Annotated in this window: 17 protein-coding genes and 1 pseudogene; 6 read left to right on the plus strand and 12 right to left on the minus strand. The window is 59.3% G+C overall.

The genetic code is table 11. From position 1 onward, the window contains the following. Positions 1–58: 58 nt before the first annotated feature. From ACDZ94_RS14220 to tssA, 8 genes are read right to left on the minus strand one after another with little or no spacing between them, the layout of a single operon-like run. Entirely contained in the window at positions 59–1,588 is a 1,530-nt protein-coding gene (locus ACDZ94_RS14220; RefSeq protein ID WP_432750331.1) for a sigma-54 interaction domain-containing protein, read from the minus strand. Then, on the minus strand, positions 1,585–4,140 hold the full coding sequence (gene tssH / locus ACDZ94_RS14225; RefSeq protein WP_432750332.1) for a type VI secretion system ATPase TssH: 2,556 nt from the start codon (positions 4,138–4,140) through the stop codon (positions 1,585–1,587). The genes ACDZ94_RS14220 and tssH overlap by 4 nt, the downstream gene beginning before the upstream one ends. Positions 4,141–4,152: 12 nt before the next feature. Further along, complete coding sequence (gene tssG, locus ACDZ94_RS14230; protein ID WP_432750333.1) at positions 4,153–5,145, minus strand: type VI secretion system baseplate subunit TssG; 993 nt, start codon at positions 5,143–5,145, stop codon at positions 4,153–4,155. Next, positions 5,109–6,896: a type VI secretion system baseplate subunit TssF gene (gene tssF / locus ACDZ94_RS14235; RefSeq protein WP_432750334.1), complete on the minus strand. Its 1,788-nt coding sequence runs from the start codon at positions 6,894–6,896 to the stop codon at positions 5,109–5,111. Before tssF ends, tssG begins: the two co-directional genes overlap by 37 nt. Continuing rightward, complete coding sequence (gene tssE, locus ACDZ94_RS14240; protein WP_432751502.1) at positions 6,886–7,287, minus strand: type VI secretion system baseplate subunit TssE; 402 nt, start codon at positions 7,285–7,287, stop codon at positions 6,886–6,888. The genes tssF and tssE overlap by 11 nt, the downstream gene beginning before the upstream one ends. Before the next feature lie 14 nt (positions 7,288–7,301). Beyond that, a complete protein-coding gene (tssC, locus tag ACDZ94_RS14245; RefSeq protein ID WP_221294557.1) occupies positions 7,302–8,777 on the minus strand; it encodes a type VI secretion system contractile sheath large subunit in 1,476 nt (491 codons plus the stop codon). 27 nt (positions 8,778–8,804) lie between these two features. Continuing rightward, positions 8,805–9,302, minus strand: coding sequence for a type VI secretion system contractile sheath small subunit (gene tssB / locus ACDZ94_RS14250; protein ID WP_221294556.1), 498 nt, complete (start codon positions 9,300–9,302; stop codon positions 8,805–8,807). A 32-nt stretch (positions 9,303–9,334) separates the two neighbouring features. Beyond that, positions 9,335–10,888, minus strand: coding sequence for a type VI secretion system protein TssA (tssA, locus tag ACDZ94_RS14255; RefSeq protein WP_407017354.1), 1,554 nt, complete (start codon positions 10,886–10,888; stop codon positions 9,335–9,337). Positions 10,889–11,365: 477 nt separating this feature from the next. On the opposite strand from tssA, the gene ACDZ94_RS14260 reads away from it, so the two are divergent. Then, entirely contained in the window at positions 11,366–11,881 is a 516-nt protein-coding gene (locus ACDZ94_RS14260; protein WP_432750335.1) for an Hcp family type VI secretion system effector, read from the plus strand. Between the two features lie 57 nt (positions 11,882–11,938). Here the strand turns inward: ACDZ94_RS14260 and ACDZ94_RS14265 are convergent, their stop codons facing one another. Further along, a complete protein-coding gene (locus ACDZ94_RS14265; RefSeq protein ID WP_221294555.1) occupies positions 11,939–12,760 on the minus strand; it encodes an aldo/keto reductase in 822 nt (273 codons plus the stop codon). A gap of 106 nt (positions 12,761–12,866) precedes the next feature. On the opposite strand from ACDZ94_RS14265, the gene ACDZ94_RS14270 reads away from it, so the two are divergent. Next, the gene (locus ACDZ94_RS14270; protein ID WP_262667713.1) at positions 12,867–13,361 is read left to right on the plus strand and encodes a DUF1543 domain-containing protein; all 495 of its coding nucleotides are present in this window, start codon (positions 12,867–12,869) and stop codon (positions 13,359–13,361) included. 4 nt (positions 13,362–13,365) lie between these two features. On the opposite strand, the gene ACDZ94_RS14275 is transcribed toward ACDZ94_RS14270, so the two are convergent. Then, a complete protein-coding gene (locus tag ACDZ94_RS14275; RefSeq protein ID WP_432750336.1) occupies positions 13,366–13,911 on the minus strand; it encodes a GNAT family N-acetyltransferase in 546 nt (181 codons plus the stop codon). A gap of 172 nt (positions 13,912–14,083) precedes the next feature. Here ACDZ94_RS14275 and ACDZ94_RS14280 point away from each other — a divergent pair. After that, positions 14,084–14,446: pseudogene (locus ACDZ94_RS14280) on the plus strand (hypothetical protein). A gap of 5 nt (positions 14,447–14,451) precedes the next feature. Here the strand turns inward: ACDZ94_RS14280 and ACDZ94_RS14285 are convergent. After that, entirely contained in the window at positions 14,452–15,660 is a 1,209-nt protein-coding gene (locus ACDZ94_RS14285) for a TPM domain-containing protein (RefSeq protein ID WP_221294553.1), read from the minus strand. A 133-nt stretch (positions 15,661–15,793) separates the two neighbouring features. On the opposite strand from ACDZ94_RS14285, the gene ACDZ94_RS14290 reads away from it, so the two are divergent. Both ACDZ94_RS14290 and ACDZ94_RS14295 read left to right on the plus strand, forming a co-directional pair. Continuing rightward, entirely contained in the window at positions 15,794–16,606 is an 813-nt protein-coding gene (locus tag ACDZ94_RS14290) for an alpha/beta fold hydrolase (protein ID WP_262667708.1), read from the plus strand. Then, on the plus strand, positions 16,596–17,729 hold the full coding sequence (locus ACDZ94_RS14295) for a PAS domain-containing sensor histidine kinase (protein ID WP_407017349.1): 1,134 nt from the start codon (positions 16,596–16,598) through the stop codon (positions 17,727–17,729). Before ACDZ94_RS14290 ends, ACDZ94_RS14295 begins: the two co-directional genes overlap by 11 nt. Here the strand turns inward: ACDZ94_RS14295 and dapF are convergent. Next, positions 17,726–18,529, minus strand: a complete 804-nt coding sequence (gene dapF, locus ACDZ94_RS14300; protein ID WP_432750337.1) for a diaminopimelate epimerase — start codon at positions 18,527–18,529, stop codon at positions 17,726–17,728. The two genes, ACDZ94_RS14295 and dapF, sit on opposite strands and share 4 nt — an antisense overlap. Before the next feature lie 109 nt (positions 18,530–18,638). On the opposite strand from dapF, the gene ACDZ94_RS14305 reads away from it, so the two are divergent. Continuing rightward, positions 18,639–19,679, plus strand: coding sequence for an alginate lyase family protein (locus ACDZ94_RS14305; RefSeq protein ID WP_432750338.1), 1,041 nt, complete (start codon positions 18,639–18,641; stop codon positions 19,677–19,679). The last annotated feature ends 24 nt before the right edge of the window (positions 19,680–19,703 follow it).

A 19,703-nucleotide genomic window follows, 5' to 3' on the forward strand; every position in this document is an offset into this window, starting at 1 on the left:
AGGTTTCTCCCAGGAAGATAAGGCAGGCGGCGAATCGCAGCGTCCACAGGTACGCCATTCAGCATTCCCCACGGGACGCGCTGAAAGGGATGTTCAAACGCGCAAGCCGGTAGAGCAGCGTGCGACGAGCGACCCCGAGTTCCCGAGCAGTACGTGTTCGATTACCTCGGTTCTTGTGCAGGCAATCAATCAGAAATACCCGCTCTACCCGCTCCAGACGCTGGCGTAGCGTGGCGTCGACAGTTGCATGAGCGGGCGCCGACAACAGCGACAGATGGGCAGGCAAAACCACACCGTCATCGCACAGCAACACTGCGCGTTCGACCAGGCATTTGAGTTCACGGACGTTGCCTGGGAACGCATGACTTGTGAGCTGATCAAGCGCAGCGCTGGACCAACTGACCACGGGTTTTGCGAGCGCTGCACACACATTTTCTGCGAAGTGTCGTGCGAGCAGCAGTACATCACCCTCCCGTTCCCGCAACGCCGGCAATTGGATTGGAAACTGCGCCAATCGGTAATACAGGTCCTCGCGAAACGTACCCTGGCTCACCATTGCCTTCAGGTCGCGGTGGGTCGCGGCGATAATTCGGACATCGACTTTGTGGGCGGTATTGGCACCCAGGGGACGCACCTCGCCCTCCTGTAAAACCCTCAGCAGCTTGGCCTGCAAGGACAGTGGCATATCACCAATTTCATCCAGTAGCAGTGTGCCGCCGTGGGCTGCGTCAAACAGCCCGGCATAGTTACGTTCCGCACCGGTAAACGCGCCTTTGCGGTAGCCGAACAGCTCACTCTCCAGCAAGCCCTCGGGAAAGGCCGCGCAGTTTTGCACCACAAACGCCTGCGTACTGCGTGGGCCCGCGGCGTGAATGGCGCGGGCCACAACCTCTTTGCCAGTGCCCGTTTCACCACTCAACAGAACGGTAAACGGAGCCCGCAAGACCTTGCCGATCAAGCGGCAAGTCTCATCCATTGCCGTGCAGTTGCCGATCAAGCCATATGCGTCGGTGGCGGGTGTGTTGCGCTTTGGGGCAGTCGTGACGTGCCCTGGTCGGCTACGCCGCCATATGGCTAATTGGCTGAGGGTAAAACTACCCAGTTGGCCCAACGATGCGGCGTAGCCCTGCAATTGCGCTGGATGCTGGCTGGCATACAGCACCACACCGCAAACCGCCTTGCGCCGATTGAACAGGGGCAGGCATGACAGTGAATGCCAGGGCTGCGCCGCCTCAGGCAGGAAACTGCTGTCATAGGCGCTGTTGCGCAGATCATCAATGGTCAGGGAACGACACTGGTTCAGAACATAGTGCAATAACTGTTCGTTCTGAAAGTCCACGTTTGCTGCCGGGGAGTCCAGTGATGACGCGCCCGCGCAATGCTGAGCGATCAACCCAAGCCGGCCGGTCGTCTCATCTCGCCAGTACAGTTGGCAAAGTTCGCACTGGCTCAGTTGCGCAATCGCCGTGGCACAAAGTTCTGCCAGCGTCGAATCATCGCTCTCGATACCCAGGCGTGTGAACCAGTTCAGCAAGCGGTCGGCGTAGACCAGAGGATCGGGCAACTGGTTAAACAGATTGTCCATCATTGGCTGAACTCACAGACCGGTACACCGTTGCCATCCAGCGTTGCATGGGTTACTGACAGGGATTCGCCAACGGCCATCGCACTGAGTAGACGATCCACGATTGGCGGCAGCAGGTGTGACTCGATCCATTGGTCGATGTACCGCGCGCCACTGTCATTGTGAAGGCAGCGCTCAACCATGTGTGTGACCAGCTCGGGGGTATAGCTCAACACCAGCTTGCGCTGGTGCAACCGTTGACCGAGGCGCTCCAGCTTGAGCCTTGCCACATCCTGTAGCAGTTCGCCTGCAAGGGGGTAATACGGCACAACGCGCATACGAGCGAGCAAAGCTGGCTTGAAGTGGGCGCGCAACACTGGGCGAATCGCTTCTTCCAGGACCGCGGAATCAGGACGACGGCCATCGGAGCATAGAGCCGTGATGCAATCGCTTCCCAAGTTGGACGTCATCAGGATCAGCGTATTACGGAAGTCGATTTCCCGGCCTTCACCGTCATTGGCCAAGCCCTTGTCAAAGACCTGGTAAAACAGGTTCAGCACTTGCGGATCCGCCTTCTCGATTTCGTCAAGCAGCACCACTGAATAAGGGCGTTGGCGCACGGCCTCAGTCAGCACCCCGCCCTCGCCGTAACCGATGTAACCGGGCGGCGCTCCGATCAAGCGGGACAGGGAGTGTTGCTCCTGGTATTCCGACATGTTGAGTGTGGTGACAAACCGCTCGCCGCCATACAGCAAATCCGCGAGTGCCAGGGCCGTTTCGGTTTTTCCGACACCACTTGGGCCTACCAGCAAAAATACGCCCACGGGTGCTCCTGGGGCGTTGAGGCCCGCAGCAACCGCACGCAGGTTGCGATCAAGCGCCTGCACTGCCGGCGCTTGCCCCAGAATTCGCCTGCCCAAGGCATCGGCGAAACCCAGAACCCTTTCACTGTGCTCAAGGGCCAACTGTTCAACGGGAATGCCGGTCCAGCCACTGATGACCTGTGCCACCACCCGTGGGCATACCTCATGGCTTATCAGCCGCCGCTCGCTGAGTGCCTGGCGCTGTTCGGCCAGTGGCAGCTCAACGTGCTCAAGCCCCTCCCCTGCACTGCACGCATCAACCCTTGGCTGACGCGAGGAGCGTGTTCGCTCGGCCAAGGCTCGTTGTTGAGTCCAGCAATGCTCGGCTTGCTCCCGCTCAAGCTCAATGGATTCCAGGCGCTGGCTCAGCGCCTGCAAGGCCTGCCTGTCAACAGGCAAGCCTGCGCCACTATCCCGCTCGAGCGCCACGCGCTGCCGCATGCCCTCTGCCAACTCGGCGCACAAGCGTTGCAACGGTTCAGGCGCCGCCGTCAGGCTTATACGCACCTGTGCGCAAGCCGTGTCCAATACGTCCACTGCCTTGTCCGGCAACTGGCGTCCTGCCAGGTATCGAGCGCTCAGCTGCGCGGCCGCCACGACTGCATCGTCGCGTACGTAAACACCATGGCTGGCTTCATAAACCGGGACAAGCCCACGCAAAATGGAGATTGCCGCCTCCACGCTCGGCTCGGCCACCCGTACCGGCTGGAAACGCCGCGCCAATGCGGGGTCTTTTTCAATATATTTTTTGTACTCGGACCAGGTCGTGGCCGCGATCGTGCGCAACTGTCCGCGCGCCAGGGCAGGCTTGAGCAAATTGGCAGCATCGCCTCCGCCCACCTGAGCCCCTGCGCCCACCAAGGTATGTGCCTCGTCGATAAACAGGATAACGGCCTGCGGTGAGGCGTTGACCTCGTCGATAACACCTTTGAGGCGCCGTTCGAACTCACCCTTGATGCTGGCGCCTGCCTGCAGCAAGCCCATGTCCAACGTGAGTATTCGTACGCCCTTGAGTGGCGCCGGCACCTGTGAGGCAATCACTTGCAGGGCCAGCCCTTCGACGATGGCTGTTTTACCCACCCCGGCGTCTCCGACAAGGATGGGGTTGTTCTTGCGCCGACGAACGAGGATGTCGATCAATTGGCGGATTTCTGCGTCTCGACACAGAACCGGGTCGATGCGTCCTTCTCGAGCCTGACGCGTCAAATCGTGGGTAAAGCGCTCCAACAGCGATTCACCCTGTGGCGAAGGAATGGCTTCAGATCGCAGGTTCAACACAAGATCACGCACACGTTGCGCGTCCAAACGACTCAATAATTGCTGATAACCACTGCCCGCGTGCTGCAACGGATGACGCAGGAGTGCCAGTAATACCGCCCCCTGATCCACCTCGACTTGCCCCAATTCAAGGTGGGCAACCATCAACGCTTGTTGCAACCACTGCACGAGTGTCGGCGCAAACACCGGGCTACGCGATGCGCCTTGCTCTCCCTTGAGTAGCAACATTGCCTGCAACTCGTCGGGCGCAATCTCCGCGTCCGCCAGCGCCCTCACCAGAGGACCATCGTGCTGCTGCAGCAGCGTCAGCAGAAGGTCCTCGACGAGCACCTCCTTGCCGCCGCGCGTCACGCATCGCTCGGCGGAGCGCTCCAGGTCCAGACGCGTCGCAGCCGTCAATGTCCGAATCAATTGTTGCAGGTCTACATTCATCATAATCATCAGTCCCTAATGAGAGTTGCTGGCCAGCGTGACCACGCCGTCAGCACGCTCGTACCCCAACCAACTGGTCCAACCGAGACGGCAGACGTTGCGTTCACCCAAATGCAGCGGCTTCACTTCCCCGTCGGCCAACACCAGGCGCAGGTCATAGTCCAAAGGGGCTCGTACCGTCAGGCGAACCAATGAACACAACGGGCTGTAGTCGTTGCCGGTGGGCAGGAACTCGTGAAAGCGCTGCCAGCTCAAGCCCTTGATATGCATTCTGAACTTGCCACTGCGGTCTGCGACCTGAAGCCCCAGCATCAGGTCCTCGCCGAGCAGGTTGTTGGCTGCGCCAAGTCGGTTGCGTTGTTGAAGGGCGATGGTCACGGAGCGACCGACCCATTGCTCGATGAACACACCGCGGTGCTTGAAGTAGTGACGCAATACCGCCTCAATCAGGGCGGCCGAATGCGCCCGCAGGCTCAACAACCCCAGACAGGGCAACAGCCGCTTGCAATCCAATTGCGCAGCGTCACGAATCTCGCGGCTGCCCAACCCAACCAGAGCGAACATCTGCTCGGAAAAAGCATCGCTGGCCCCCGTGCGAAAACTCGCTCGATAGCGATATTTGCGCCAGATCGGCAGCATCAGCCTGTGCAGGCGGTGGTGAAATACATCAAGGAAGTCACGGCTGACATTCCCACCCGCCTGCTCTTGATAAAACGCAGGCAATGGCGAGCCGGCACCAAACAGACCGAGCACATTGAGGCGAAGACTCGCCCGTAATTGGTCGCGCTCGACGAAAAATTCCACCCGATCAATATCGTGCCCGGGGAACCCCAAGCTGGGGTTGGCCTGGAACTCGACCTTCTCGTAGAGCTCGTCATCCTCCAGCAATGGGTAGCTGTCGCGTAAACGCTCGATCACCTGCAGCACCGCCTGGTAGAGCGAATACTCACGAATCGTTTGCGATAGTGCAGTCAAAGCAGGGCCTGCTGACCCATCCGGGGTGGCCATAGATACACGTCTCCTTGTGTGCTGGTAACCCGCAGTTCGTGGTACGAATTAAGGCTGGCGTAAAGGGCAAAAAACTCATTGAGTGCCGAGGCGAAGACAAAGATGTCGCCCCGGCCGACGAACCCATTGGGGTCAATGTTCAAGTCGACTCGCACGCCACGTATTGGCAACCCACGATGCATTCGGTCGACGGCCTCATGGCTGACAGATCTCAGTGCATCCAGTCTTCGCTGACTGATGTTGTGCGCCTGTCGATCGTGATAGCGCGGCAAGTCGTAGGTTTGGAGGATGACCTTCAAGGCCCGTGTGTCGGTCAATGACAGGTAATTGAGCGACATGTTGCTGATCAACTTCCAAAGGAAGTCCTGGTCCAGCGGCGGGGCAAAGCTCGCCGTCGGCGCGCAGATATTGCGAAACGTAAGAAACTCCGGAGTCTGTTCACACGGCTGGTTGATCTCACCAACCTGCAGCAACCGTGGCAAGTCGTGGTTGGTGCACGTCAGCTCGACTGACAGTGTCTCCTGTTGATCTCTGTGGCCAATGCCGAAACTCAACCAGGTATCAAGCTCGGCGCTCTGTACCGAGGAGCGTTGACGAATACTGTAGCTAGGGGCTTGCATCGAAACGCCACTGTCGCTGTCATGTTCGAAGGATTCGAATGGCACGTACGTCTGGTAGCCCAGCCCACCCGGACGCCATCCAGTAACACGGTCAACGGAAAAAACAGCAGCGTTGCCCCGTGCAATTCCACCCGGGAGCAGCAGGTAATCATCCTGCTTGCCATCCAGGCGAATCGGCACCGCATCCTGCTTGAACAGGTTAGCGATCGGCGTGCAATACAGCTTTACGTTATCCAGAGTGGGGCGATGTGGCTCATGCTCCCGGGTGCGCAATTTAAAACGCAGCTCTACACCCATGGCCTGCTTGAGAAATTCGTTGGGTAACGCCTGCAATGCATCGAAACCCAGTACGTCGACAAACAGATACTTGTCCGCAAATGCAAAATATTCTTGCAGGTGGCGGTAGCCGCTGAAGGTGTTCGCCGGATAGGGAATCAGTGCATGATCTTCGTCAAACCCTACTGGCTTTACTTGGCTAGCGGAAAGTCGCAGCGATAAAACCTGCCCATCGCGACCCTTGATCGCAAGCCCATCATGGTCAAAGAGCAGCACCTCAATGCCTTCGAGATGACGTAACAGACTCAGGTACAACCCTTGACTCACTTGTCGATCACCCGTCAGGTGCAAGCGCAATTGAGTGAATGCCCACTGACTGAAATTACCCTCGACGCTCATCTCCAGGCGCAGGTTGAGCAACGCCCATGTTCCCTGAGACAGGTATTCCAGGCTGCTCAGTTGCAACGGCATGACCTGAGTGGCGTAACACGTTCGGAAGCGGCAGCGTTCACCATTGACCACCACGCTTTCGACCGGCGTATCCCGATCAACACTCACCGTGGTGCACGCGTGCTTCAAGGGGTCAAACTGCAAGATGCTGAAGGCCGGCAATGGCCGCATGTAGTTGGGCCACAGCAAGTGCATCAACGAATGGGTCAACTCAGGAAGCTCATCAGCAAGCTTCTGGCGCAAGCGCCCGGTGAGGAACGCAAAGCCCTCCAATAGACGCTCTACGTCCGGGTCCTGGCCTGAATCGGCAAGAAAGGGTGCTAAGGCGGGATTGCGTTCAGAAAAACGCCGCCCAAGCTGGCGCAACGCACTGAGTTCACTTTGGTAAAAGTGGTTAAAGGACATCAGGTAATACCTCGACCCGTCCACCACCCAGCAGGTGTGCATTAAACACCACCGGTTGCATGACACCGTCGATGACGACGGTTGCCTCAATCACAAACGCCAGTACCAAAGGGTTGTAAGCACCCGCTCCCCGCCTGACACGTATATTTCCCAAGCGTGGCTCGTACGCCTGGATAAAACGTTCAATCGACAAACGCGATTGGCTGAGTGATTCATGCAGGCTCAAGCGCATGTCATTGAGGTCGGGCAGCCCGTAATCGGGCAGCGCCTGGACACTGCCAGCGCGCGTGCTGAGCATTCTCTCCAGATGCACGGCAATAGACGCCACGCTGTCAGTCCTGGCGGGAGCCAGACCTTCGAGACGCTCAAAAAGGCTGCGATAATCGGGTATCCCCTGACCCTTCCTCATTCTTTGTCGAGTTTGCCGACGAGGGACAGCGTGAAGTCCGCCCCCATGTACTTGAAGTGCGGTCGCACGCTGAGGTTGACGCGGTACCAGCCAGGTTCGCCCTCGACATCACTGACTACGATACGAGCAGCTCGCAATGGACGCCGCCCACGAACCTCGGCGCTGGGGTTCTCTTGATCTGCGACGTATTGGCGAATCCACTTGTTGAGCTCCAGTTCCAGGTCGGTACGTTCCTTCCATGAACCCAGTTGCTCACGCTGCAACACCTTGAGGTAATGAGCCAGGCGATTGACCACCATCATGTAAGGCAGCTGGGTACCCAGGCGGTAGTTCAACTCAGCTTCCTTGCCTTCGATACTGCCCCCGAAACTTTTAGGCTTCTGTACCGAGCTGGCAGAAAAGAATGCCGCGTTATCACTGCCTTTGCGCATGGTCAGAGCAATGAAGCCTTCTTGCGCAAGTTCGTACTCGCGGCGGTCAGAGACCAGTACTTCGGTCGGGATCTTGGTTTCGATTTCCCCCATGCTCTGGAAGTGATGCAGGGGCAGATCTTCCACCGCGCCACCGCTTTGCGGACCGATGATGTTCGGGCACCAGCGAAACCGGGCAAAACTGTCAGTCAGTCGAGTGGCAAACGCAAAGGCAGTATTGCCCCACAAATAGTGCTCGTGGCTGTTGACCACGTTTTCCTGGTAGGCAAATGTCTTGACCGGGCATTCAAGGGGATCGTATGGGGTTCGCAACAGGAACCGCGGCACGGTCAAGCCGATGTAACGAGCATCCTCGCTCTGGCGAAAGCTTTGCCACTTGGCGAATTGAGGGCCTTCGAAATGATCCTTGAGATCCTTCATGTCAGGCAGACCGGTAAAGCTTTCCAGACCGAAAAAGTTCGGGCCCGCGGCAGCAATGAACGGCGCATGGGCCATGCAGGCAACACTGGAAGCGTACTGCATCAGCTTCACATCCGGTGCGCTTGGCGAAAGAGAGTAGTTAGCGATAATGGCGCCCACGGGCTGCCCACCAAACTGACCATACTCGGCACTGTAGATATGCTTGTAGAGCCCGGACTGAGTGATTTCCGGCGAATCTTCGAAGTCATCCAGCAGGTCCTGCCGTGAGACATTCAGTAGTTCGATCTTGATGTTCTCGCGAAAATTGGTCCGGTCGACGAGCAATTGCAGACCTCTCCAGGAGGCCTCCAGCGCCTGGAAATCCGGATGGTGGAGAATCTCGTCCATTTGCTGGCTGAGCTTCACGTCAATCTCTGCAATCATTCGATCAACCAGGCGCTTCTTGACCGGCTCGCCGCTGTTGTGCGGCTTGAGCAGCTCTTCGATAAACGCCGAGACACCCCGCTTGGCAATGCCGTAAGCCTCGTCATCCGCACTCAGTAGTGTCTGGGCAATGATGGTGTCTAGGATGCTGTGTTCTTCGGTGACTCGTGTGGTTAGCGGATGCTGTTGGATCGTCATGGCGTCAGTGTCCTTTTACTGAAAATGTCAGGCGGTGGGATCGCTCAATCCCAACTCAGCCAATACCCGGGCTCGGGAACCGTCATCCGCCAGAGCCCGCTCTATGGCCTTGCGAAAACTCGGTGTGTTGCCCAAGGGCCCTTTGAGCGCCATAAGCGCTTCACGCAGTGCCATCAGTTTTTGCAACTCCGGAATCTGCTCGACCAAATTCGCGGGGCTGAAATCCTTCATCGAATTAACCCGAACCTGGATAGCCAATGCGTCAACATCCGCAGACTCCTGGAGCCGATTGGGCACACTCAGCGTCAGCGCCAACGCCTGTTTGGCCAGCACGTCGTCAAAGGTGCTCTTGTCGATGCCAATAGGCTTGCGGTCTTCGAGCTTGCGTTGATCCTCGCGCTGGGTGAAATCGCCCAACACCAGCAGTTTCAGCGGCAGTTCGACCTCTTCCTGGGCACCGCCAACGGCTGGCTTGAAGGTGATATTGATGCGTTCCTTGGGTGCTACCGAACCTTCTTTGGCCACGGTAAATCTCCTTTTTCGAGTGGATCGAAAGCCTATTCAAGTACCGCTTCAACATCGAAGTGGCACAGCCTTCGGTGGGTATCTTCCTTACGCTCACGTACGGTTTGGCTTTGCGGCAAAAGCTCGCAACAGCGGTACAAAAGCTGTGCTACGTGGAGGGCCAGCTCCGGCTCCCAGCGATCCAGCCCCGCACGCTGCAGTTCATGATCCAGGCCTTCGAGCTGCACCTTCGCCAGCTCTTGCTTGCCCGCCAATACACACAACCGAGCCAGGGCCAGCCGCCAATGAAAACGAGCACGTTCGCTGCGAGCGGCGTGCATGCCCTGCTTCAGTTCGCACACCGCCGCCTTGAGCCCGTCCTTGCGTAACGTAGGCATAACGTCATGCAAGGCTGCTTCCCAGGGTTCGGCTTTGGCATCAACGACCACGCCGGACGGCGCAGAGGGTTGTAAGTGGCGAGCGACGTGCAAAGTGATCCAGTCGCGGGTGGCGCTATCAGCAAACGGCACGCCGTCGTGGAACCTGAACTCAGGCAGATGTGGCAAACGCTGCAGTAACAGCGCGAAGCTCACTTCCAGTTCGGTCATTGCCAGGGGGGCCTGCAGGGCTTCAAGGCACTCCCAGACCCTGCGCAAACCGTCAAACCAGAACAATGCGCCTGCCAGGCTGGTCTCAAGTTCAAATAACAGTTCGCCGTATTGCCCCTGGGCAAAACGCTCCTCGTAGCGTTTGAGCTTGTCGGGCGCCGGGCCACGAAGAACCGTGAGCCGCTCGCTGTCAGCGTCCGGGTAGCCGTTGAGTGCCAGCCAGGTCAGTGTCCGGCTAAGGCGCAAGGCGCGCAGGTCGGTGGCATTCTGGCGCAGCCACCAGGTACACAAGGGGCGGGCTTGTTCCTGCAATGTGCGCAGTAACTTATGCGCCTCTTTTTCGTTTTCTACCGAAGGCTCGGGGCTCAGCAACCGGGTCGCCGCCTGCTTGACCTGAGCCATCACGCCGGTTGAGCCCACAGCATGGGCCTCACCTTGCTCTGCATGCGCCAACCGCTGCGCCAATTGCCGGCGCATGGGCAACAGCAGCGGAGCCTCATCACTCATGCGCGCAGACCAGAGATCATCAAGGTGTGTCAGGTGCTCAAGCATGCATCGGAACAATGGCTGCTGATCCTTGAGCGGCAAGCTTTGCGCAAACAACTGCTCAAGCCGCAGTACCAACCAGCCAAATGCTGCGCCACGGGTACGCAGCTTTTCGGGGTAGGCAACCGCCCAATGGTGCTCACAGAGATGACGCAACAACCCCAGACCCGCCAACAGGCCAGGGAAAGATTCACGCTGATATAACGCCCAGGTCAACCAGGCAGCCACACGTAAATCCTTGGTGTGCTGGCGCAGCAGACACTCACTGACTTGCGTGACTTTGTGCCAGTCCGGCTGAGCGGTGAGATGAATCGATTGCAGCTTGCCAAGCTCGGACTCAAGGGCTTCATATTCACTCGAAAAGCGCATATCGCTGCCCGCAAAGTTAATGTGCGAGCAAGGCAATAAAGCAAGTTCAAGGTAATAAGCACACAAAGCGCCTGAGTAAACCATTTTGAGCCATGCACCTTATAAAAAATAAAAACCGCCGAACCCAGCACACTTATGCGCATAACTAACCGCTGTCTTAACCGCACTCATCCTTCCACGATGTTTGCAAACCTTAGCCATGCGTAAAACATTCAGCAAGCATCAACCCTGCACTTAAGGATTTTCCTACACCCTCCGCAAACAAAGACCTGCGCATCATTTTGCGCAGCCCCAGCCTGACCAAAAACTTAATTAACCCGCACAACCAACCACCGCACAGAAGAATGGCATGAGCAACTTAATGCACACTTCTGCGCAAACTATTTCACTTAAAACCCAACAGAACCACTGGCCACTTAACGGAAACTATCCCTTTATCACGCTACCCTGCCGTTTTTATTAGGCCGCCTATTTTCAGGCACGCTTTTTGTTATAGGCATTTGCCCGGCCGGCACGATCGCCGCAGGGAACCACCTCAACTACCAGGCAAGGAAACCCGTCATGCCAACACCCGCGTATCTTTCAATCACCGGTGTCAAACAAGGTCTGATCACGGCAGGCACATTTACTCAGGACTCGGTAGGCAACATTTACCAGGAAGGCCATGAAGACCAGATACTGGTCCAGGCATTTGCTCATCAGGTGATTATTCCCCGTGATCCGCAGTCTGGTCAGCCAACGGGCCAGCGGGTTCATAAACCGTTGATGATCAGCAAGGTCTTCGATAAATCATCACCTCTGCTGTTCAGCGCGTTGACCAGCGGCGAAGAAGTCAAATGCCGACTGGAGTGGTTCCGTACCTCTTCGGCTGGAACCCAGGAGCACTACTTCACCATCGAGCTCAAAGGGGCGACCATCGTGGATATTCAGTCGCGCATGCCCAACTGCCAGGCACCTGAAAACGCGCACTTCACGCATTTGGAAGACGTGCACTTCACCTATCGCAAGATCATCTGGACTCACGAGGTGGCAGGTACTTCCGGCTCTGATGACTGGCGTAGCCCGGTCGCCGGCTAACCCTGGGGGATGCTGGAATCGGCGCCATGGAGGGCGCCGGTTCTGCCAGGCTGGCTGTTACACCATCGACAGCGGATGCTTGCGCTTGGGTGCGCCAAACACACGGTCGATTGCGTCCAGATCGTGCTCGTCCAGCACCAGTTTCGCGGCGCTGGCGTTGAGCCGCACATGCTCGGGACTCACTGCCTTGGGGATCGCAATCACGCCCTCCTGGCGCAGTACCCAGGCCAGGGCGATTTGTGCGGGTGTGGCCTCATGTCGATGGGCAATCTGCTTGAGCGTCGGGCTGGACAGTAGCTCACCGCCCTGGGCGATTGGGCAGTACGCCATCAACGGCAAATGGTGCTGTTGCCACCATGGCAGGAGGTCGAACTCGATACCACGCTCTTCGATGTTGTAGAGCACCTGGTTGGTGGCACAGGCTGGGGAGGCGAGTTCCTGCAGGTCGGCGACGTCAAAGTTGGAAACACCCCAACGGCCGATCTTGCCCGCCTCGCGCAGACGCTCGAAAGCTTCGACGGTTTCTTCAAGCGGGTACTGGCCGCGCCAATGCAACAGGTACAAGTCAATGTAGTCGGTGCCAAGGCGCTGAAGGCTGGCGTCACAGGCACGGGGAACGCCCTTGTGGCTGGCATTGTGAGGGTAGACTTTACTGACCAGGAACACCTGATCGCGCCTGCCGCGAATGGCCTCGCCGACCACTTGCTCGGCGCCGCCTTCACCATACATTTCGGCGGTGTCGATCAAGGTCATGCCCTCATCGATACCCAGTTGTAACGCGGCGACTTCGGCGCTGCGCTTGTCCGGGTTTTCGCCCATTCGCCAGGTTCCCTGGCCGATGACAGGGACGGGAACACCGGCCAGATCAATGGTACGCATAACAACCTCCTGATGAGTTCGCGGATTAACAGTGTGGCACTGACCGGACAAAAGGGTTCAATCGAAGTATGGTTAGCCTTTTCCAAGTCGCCAGGACGGACCTGCAATGCTGTTTGTCGTCATGCTCGGGGGCAAGCACCCACGGGCTAAAATCGAAGTTCACGATGTGGTATTCGCAGTCGCGGATACACTGCAACACACCTACGCACAATTACGCGACGGCTGGTTCGGCAGCCCGAAGGGTGTGCACATCGATGCGTGGATGGCCGTCGATGGCGTCGACGGCTGGAAAGTCGAACTCAGCCAGATGGCGCCACCTGCCGGTGCGCATCACCTGTACTTCATCAACCTCGGCGGCTATGAAACCCACGCTTTTGGCGAGGCCCATCATTACCTGCTGGTGGTCGCCCGTGACAAGCAGGAAGCCAAGCGCAAGGGGCAGCGGCAGATGTTGCAGCACTGGTCCCAGGCCCACACCGATGGCGTGATGGATATTGACGACTGCCTGCCCATTGATCTGGTGGACGGTCGCTATGTTCACCTGGTGCAAGGCTCGCACCAGCCGATCATCCAGCAGAACGCCTACATCATCCTGCCGTGAGCCCTCACGCGTTGGGCATCAGGGCTTTACCAAACAGGCGATTCCCATGGGTTTCCCCCTGAAAGGTATACGTCGGTGAACCCAGTACCTCATAACCGCGCCGAGGGTAAAAACCCAACGCGCGCTCATTGCCCTCCCACACGGTCGCCCACAATAACGAGGCGCCGCCAAGCTTGGCGCGGTGCTCTGCCGCTTGCAGCAACTGATAGCCAATACCCAGGCCGGTAAATCGCTCCTGGATATACAGGCGTTGCAGTTCGGCAACGTCAGACGCCTTGATCATCGAATGGCTGGCGGTGAGTTTGACCTGGGCAAAGCCCACGAGATGGCCGTTCGACTCAGCCACCACCAGCGAGATGTCTGGCTGCGCCATCAGTTGGGCGATGGTCTGCGGCGCAAAGGCCTGCAGCGCTTCATTGGCAATCGAGCTGCGAATACCCTGTGTCGCGTAGGTATCCAGAAAGACCTGCATACCCAGCACGCCAATGCATAAGGCGTCCTCGGGAATGGCATTGCGAAGCGTGATTTCTGGGGGGTTGGCAGCAGCCATTGAGCCTCCGTGCTGTGGGGTCCTGAAGATCGACGTTTTACCATGAATACAAGTGACTGCAATTGCCACTGCCAAATTGCCACAGTAGGGCTTATCCCCCGCCCAACCCGCAGGAGCCCTGCTTGAGCTTTTTTCCGACCCCGATGCCGTCGCTCGCTACGCCGAGGGGCCTGTGCGCCTGGGGCCGGGTTTCGATGGCATGCAACGCATGACCACCCTGCTGCTGCGCGAACAGGTTCCCGCCACAGGCAATGTGCTAGTGCTGGGCGCTGGGGGCGGCTTGGAGTTGAAACGGTTTGCCGACGCAGAACCGAGCTGGCGTTTTGTAGGCGTTGAAGCACTATGCGGCGTTTGCAGTGGACTCGGGGGTGCCGGCGGCGGATGCCGAACGGCGATTACGGCGATCTGTGCGCAACTGCCGGTGCGGTCACCCGAGCAGAATGCAGCCCTGATGCAGGACGCCGGGTTCGAAGACGTGGAACTGTTCTACGCAGGCTTCAGTTTCAACGGATGGGTGGGCTACAAGCCACGCTAGCCGCGTTACCAACTGCCCGACGCCCCGCCGCCGCCACTGGAACCGCCGCCACCGGACGAACTGCTGTCGGAACTTGAGCTACTGGAACTTGAGCTGCTGTCGCTCGAACCGCTACCGCCGCCTGAGCCTGAACTTGCAATGCTCTGCACAAAGAGAATAAACGCTGCGAAAGAGGCCACCGGTATCGCGACTATCCAGCCCTGGTAACCGCGCCCCAATAGCCAACCGGCCATCACATAAATCGCCACGACCACCAAGGCACGTACGAGAAAGAAGCGCGGGCTGTTTTTCCAGGACGCCTTGATGACGAAAAACAGCCCCGCGTACAGACCCAGAATCAAAGCGCCGCCTAATGGCCATACCAGCCAATGGATCAAGCTGACGTCCATAAACCGATCCGCCACCAATACCCCGACGATGTAAGCCAGCAGTCCGATTACGCTGTAAAACACCGCGCGCGCCATCCACAGCGCACCGAAGGTCGCACCACCAATCAGCAGGGTCAGCGGCAAGACCAACAGGTAGATCGGCCAGTCCCGGCCGCCACCATAAATCGCCAGTAGCACCGTCACCACCAGCGTGGCAATCAACGCCAGGCGCCAGTGCAGTTTGCCGGCAGCGATCAGCACACCGCCAACGGCACCGGCGATGAACGCCAGCAACACCGCGATCGCTTGATGATTAATCCCCGGCTCGGCCACGTTGGGCAGGTCGCCTCCGTCTACCAGCACCGTCAGATCGTTGACCGCCTGTTGAATCCCGCCCACGTAGTCGCCCTGGCGAAACGCCGGGGTAATGTGTTCTTCGATAATGCGGTGCGCCAGCAGGTCAGTGACGGTGCCTTCCAGGCCGTAGCCCACTTCGATGCGCACTTTGTGGTCACTCTTGGCGACCACCAGCAGGATGCCGTCATTGACGTCCTTGCGCCCCAGTTTCCAGGCGCGGAACAGTTGGTTGGCGAAGTCTTCGATGCTCGCGCCGCCGGTGGTGGGCACCAGCAGCACGGCAACTTGCGCACCTTTGCGTTGCTCCAGGGCAGCGAGCTGAGATTTCAGGCGATCGGTGGTGCCGGTGTCCAGCGTATTGGTAAGGTCGATCACCCGCTGGTCGAGGGTCACCCTGATTGGCGAGGTGTCGGCCAGGGCCGTGTTGAACAGGCCAACAACGAGTAAGGCCAGCAGACTCAAAACAGATTGCCGCAAAAACAGCCTCATACTTTGTTACCTAAAATTTCTTCCTGAAGGCACTGACTTTACCTTATCGGCGCTATAACGCGTGACCCCGCGCCTGTGACTATTTAAACTGCTCATTACGCCAACATAGCAAAATGCCACCTATGAGAACGCCATGAACCTGAAACATCGCAACAACGTCAGTGTGATGGGCAGCGGGTCGGCGACCCTGGTGTTCTCCCATGGTTTCGGCTGCAATCAGGCGATGTGGAATTACCTCGCGCCGCCATTCATCGACCGCTTTCGCGTGGTGCTTTATGACCTCGTCGGCGCCGGGTTGTCGGATGTCAGTGCGTTCGACAAGGCCAAATACAGTGCGTTGGATGGCTACGCCCACGACTTGAACGAGATTATCGACGCCTTCGCCAGCGGCCCGGTGATTCTGGTCAGCCATTCGGTCAGTGCCATGATTGGCACCCTCGCCGACCGCCTCGCGCCCGGCCGTATCGCCGCCCATGTGATGATCGGCCCTTCGCCACGCTACATTGATGACGTGGATTATGTCGGTGGTTTCAAGCGCAGTGATATCGACGACCTGCTCGACACCCTCGACAGCAACTACCTCGGCTGGTCCAGCGCCATGGCCCCGGTGATCATGGGCGCCCCCGGGCAACCAGGGTTGAGCGCCGAACTCAGCGACAGTTTCTGCCGCACCGAACCCGATATCGCCAAGCAATTTGCGCGAGTGACCTTCATGTCCGATAACCGTCAGGACGTGGCCGGCCTGACCACGCCCGTATTGATCCTGCAATCGAGCGACGATCTGATCGCCCCGGTAGTCGTGGGTGAGTACCTGCACGGCGTGCTCCCCAACAGCACCTTTTGCCTGGTAGACAACGTCGGCCATTGCCCGCACATGAGCGCGCCGCAGGCCTGCGCGGCGGCAATGGAAAATTTCCTGGGGCCGTGGGTGGCCCATGCCGGCTGATCTGTTCGACAGCGCCGCCTGTGCCCTGGCCGTCACCGCTGAGGACGGCACGATCCTGCGTGCCAACGCACGACTCGGGGAATGGCTGGGGTTGAGCAACGCCGAGTTGCATGGGCGGCGTTTCCAGGACCTGCTGACCATGGGCGGGCGGATTTTCCACCAGACCCACCTGGCGCCGATGTTGCGCATGCATGGCAGTGTCAGCGAGGTAAAGCTCGACATGCTGCACCGCGATGGGCACAAGGTGACCGTCCTGCTTAACGCCAGCAAGCGCGATCAGGCAGATGCCGTGGTGCATGACCTGGCGTTGTTCGGCACCACCGACCGCGACAAGTACGAACGCGAGCTGCTCAATGCGCGCAAGCTCGCCGAAGCCTTGCTGCAACAAAGAACCACTGCCGAAATGGCGCTGCAGCAGGCCCAGGCCGAGCTGAGCGAAGCCTATGCAGTCGCCCAGCGCCGTGCCTTGTTTGCCGAGCAGATGATGGCGATTGTCAGCCACGACTTGAAGAACCCCCTCACGGCCATCCGTATGGCGTCCGACTTTCTCAGCCGTAGCGAGCGCACGTCCAAGGAACGCCAGTTGCTGGGCCATATCGCCCAGTCGTCCGAGCGCGCCCAGCGGATGATCGCCGACTTGCTGGACTTCACCCAGGCCAGGGTCGGCCACGGCATCAGCATCAAGACCACCTCGTTGGACCTGCACGCGGTGATTCAACACGCCGTCGATGAACTGCGCATGGCTTTCCCCAATGCCACGTTGAAGCACCACACCGAAGGCACGGGAGTTGCGTGCCTGGATGCCGACCGTGTGCAGCAGGTCATCGGCAATCTGGTCGCCAACAGCGTGGCGTATGGCGACTTACTCCTGCCGATCACCATCACCTCGCGCCTGGCCGACAAGGGCTGCGAAGTGGCGGTGCACAACTACGGTGCGGTAATTCCTGAAACCCTGCTGGCCGGGCTGTTCGAGCCCATGACCCGTGGCACCGACCAGGGCAGCGAGGTGCGCAGCGTGGGCTTGGGCCTGTATATCGTGCGCGAACTGGCCAAGGCGCACGGTGGCGATGTGGCAGTGAGTTCCTGCGAGAACACCGGTACAACCTTTACCGTGACGTTCTAGAGCACGTAGGCCGCGCCCTGCATGATCGGCTCCACGCTGCCGGTCAGGATCACGCCGCCCTGCCCGTCCCACTGCACGGTGACCGCCCCGCCGTCGCACTGCACGTGCACCGTATCATCGAGCAACCCGCGCCGGATCCCATTGACCACCGCCCCGCAGCAGCACGAACCGGAGCCCAACGGCACGCCACCGCCACGCTCCCAGATGCGCAGGCGGATATGCCGGCGGTCCAGCACCTGCACGAAATGCACATTGGTCTTGGCCGGGAACAACGGATGAGTTTCCAGCGCTGCGCCCTGGGCCGCCACATCAAAGGCGCTGAGGTCATCCACGAAATACGTGCAGTGCGGGTTGCCCATGCTGCACGCCGCAGGCGCGCCGTCGATGGGCAAGGTGCGGGTGTCCATTGCCTCGGCCAGCGGCACTGCCGCCCAGTCCAGTGAAGGGGCGCCCATATTCACTGACACCTGCTGCCCCGCCGCCCGCACACAGGTCAACAAGCCCCGGTCGGTGCGCACTACCACCGACTGACGGCCGGTTTCATGCATCAAGCGGTCGGCCACGCCCCGGGTGGCGCTGCCGCAGGTTTGCAGCGGTGTGCCATTGGGGTTCCAGAACTTGATACGCGCGGCGGCGTCGGTGCAGTCGAGTACCACAGCCAGTTGGTTGAAACCGATGCCGGTATGGCGGTCACCCAGGCGACGGGCGACCTGCGCGGTAATCGGGTCGTCCTGACCGCGGCGGTCGATGATGATGAAATCGTCGCCATGGGCATGCATCTTCACGAAGGGCAAGGTCATGGGCTGTCCTGGATTCGAGCAGGGTTGGCAGGCAAGCATACGGGAGTTTCATCAACCCCGATTCGGCTGCATGCTAGCGTGGGCGCGATCCCGTCCGGCAGAGCCCGCCATGAAAACCACCAACGTCGCCTTAACCGCACTGCTGGCCGTGCTTTCCCACGCGGCCATGGCGGCTGCGCAAACACCGAACCTGTGCCAGCCGGCCGCTTCGAACTCGACGGCCAAAGCGCTGCTGGCCGCCGCCCAACGGCACCTGGCCGACCCGCCCGCGCCGTTGCCCCATTTACACACCGAAGGCACGCTGCCAAACCAGGGCATCCGCGCGCAAAGCATCGCCGCCGAGAAAGACTGGCCGGTGATGCGCCAGGCGGCGCTGGCCTGGCGGTTGAGCGGCGACCCGCGTTACCTCAAGCAAGTCGACGACTACCTCGCCGCATGGGCCGACGTGTATCAGCCGGACTTCAACCCCATCGACGAAACCAACCTCGATATGCTGATCAATGCCTACGCGCTGACTGCCGATCACTTGCGCCTGGAAACCCGCGCGGCCAGCCGCCGCTTGATCAGCACGCTGGGCAACGGCTATATCGCGCATATCCAGCAATTCCATGGGCAGAAAAAAGGCACCCAGACCAATAACTGGCAGAGCCATCGCGTCAAGTTGGTCACCGTGGCCGCCGCCGCCCTCGGCGACCAGGCCATGCTCGAGCAAGCCCATCAATTATTTAAACAGCAGGTCGCCGACAACATCCTGCCCGACGGTTCGGTCACCGACTTCCAGGACCGTGACGCCCTGCATTACGTGGTCTACGACCTTGAGCCCCTGGTGCAAGCCGCGCTGGCGGCCAAGCCCTACGGTGGCGACTGGCTGAACCTCAAGGCCAATGGTGCATCCCTGGGCGCCGCGCTGGACTGGCTGGTGCCCTATGCCAATGGTCAACGCAGCCATCAGGAGTTCGTGCACACCCACGTGCAGTTCGACAAAGACCGCGCCGCCGTGGGCGAAGCCGGTTACAGCGGCACCTGGGAACCCAAAAGCAGCGCGACGCTGTTCTGGCTGGCCGCGCAACTGGACAAGCGCTACCTGCCCACGGCGACGCAATTGGCAGCGCACCCGGCAGACTGGATCAGCGCCTGCTATTTGCAGTAAGCACGGCTAGACTGGCCGGGTTCT

It is taken from the genome of Pseudomonas sp. UBT, assembly GCF_050915955.1.
Taxonomy (GTDB): domain Bacteria; phylum Pseudomonadota; class Gammaproteobacteria; order Pseudomonadales; family Pseudomonadaceae; genus Aquipseudomonas; species Aquipseudomonas antarctica_A.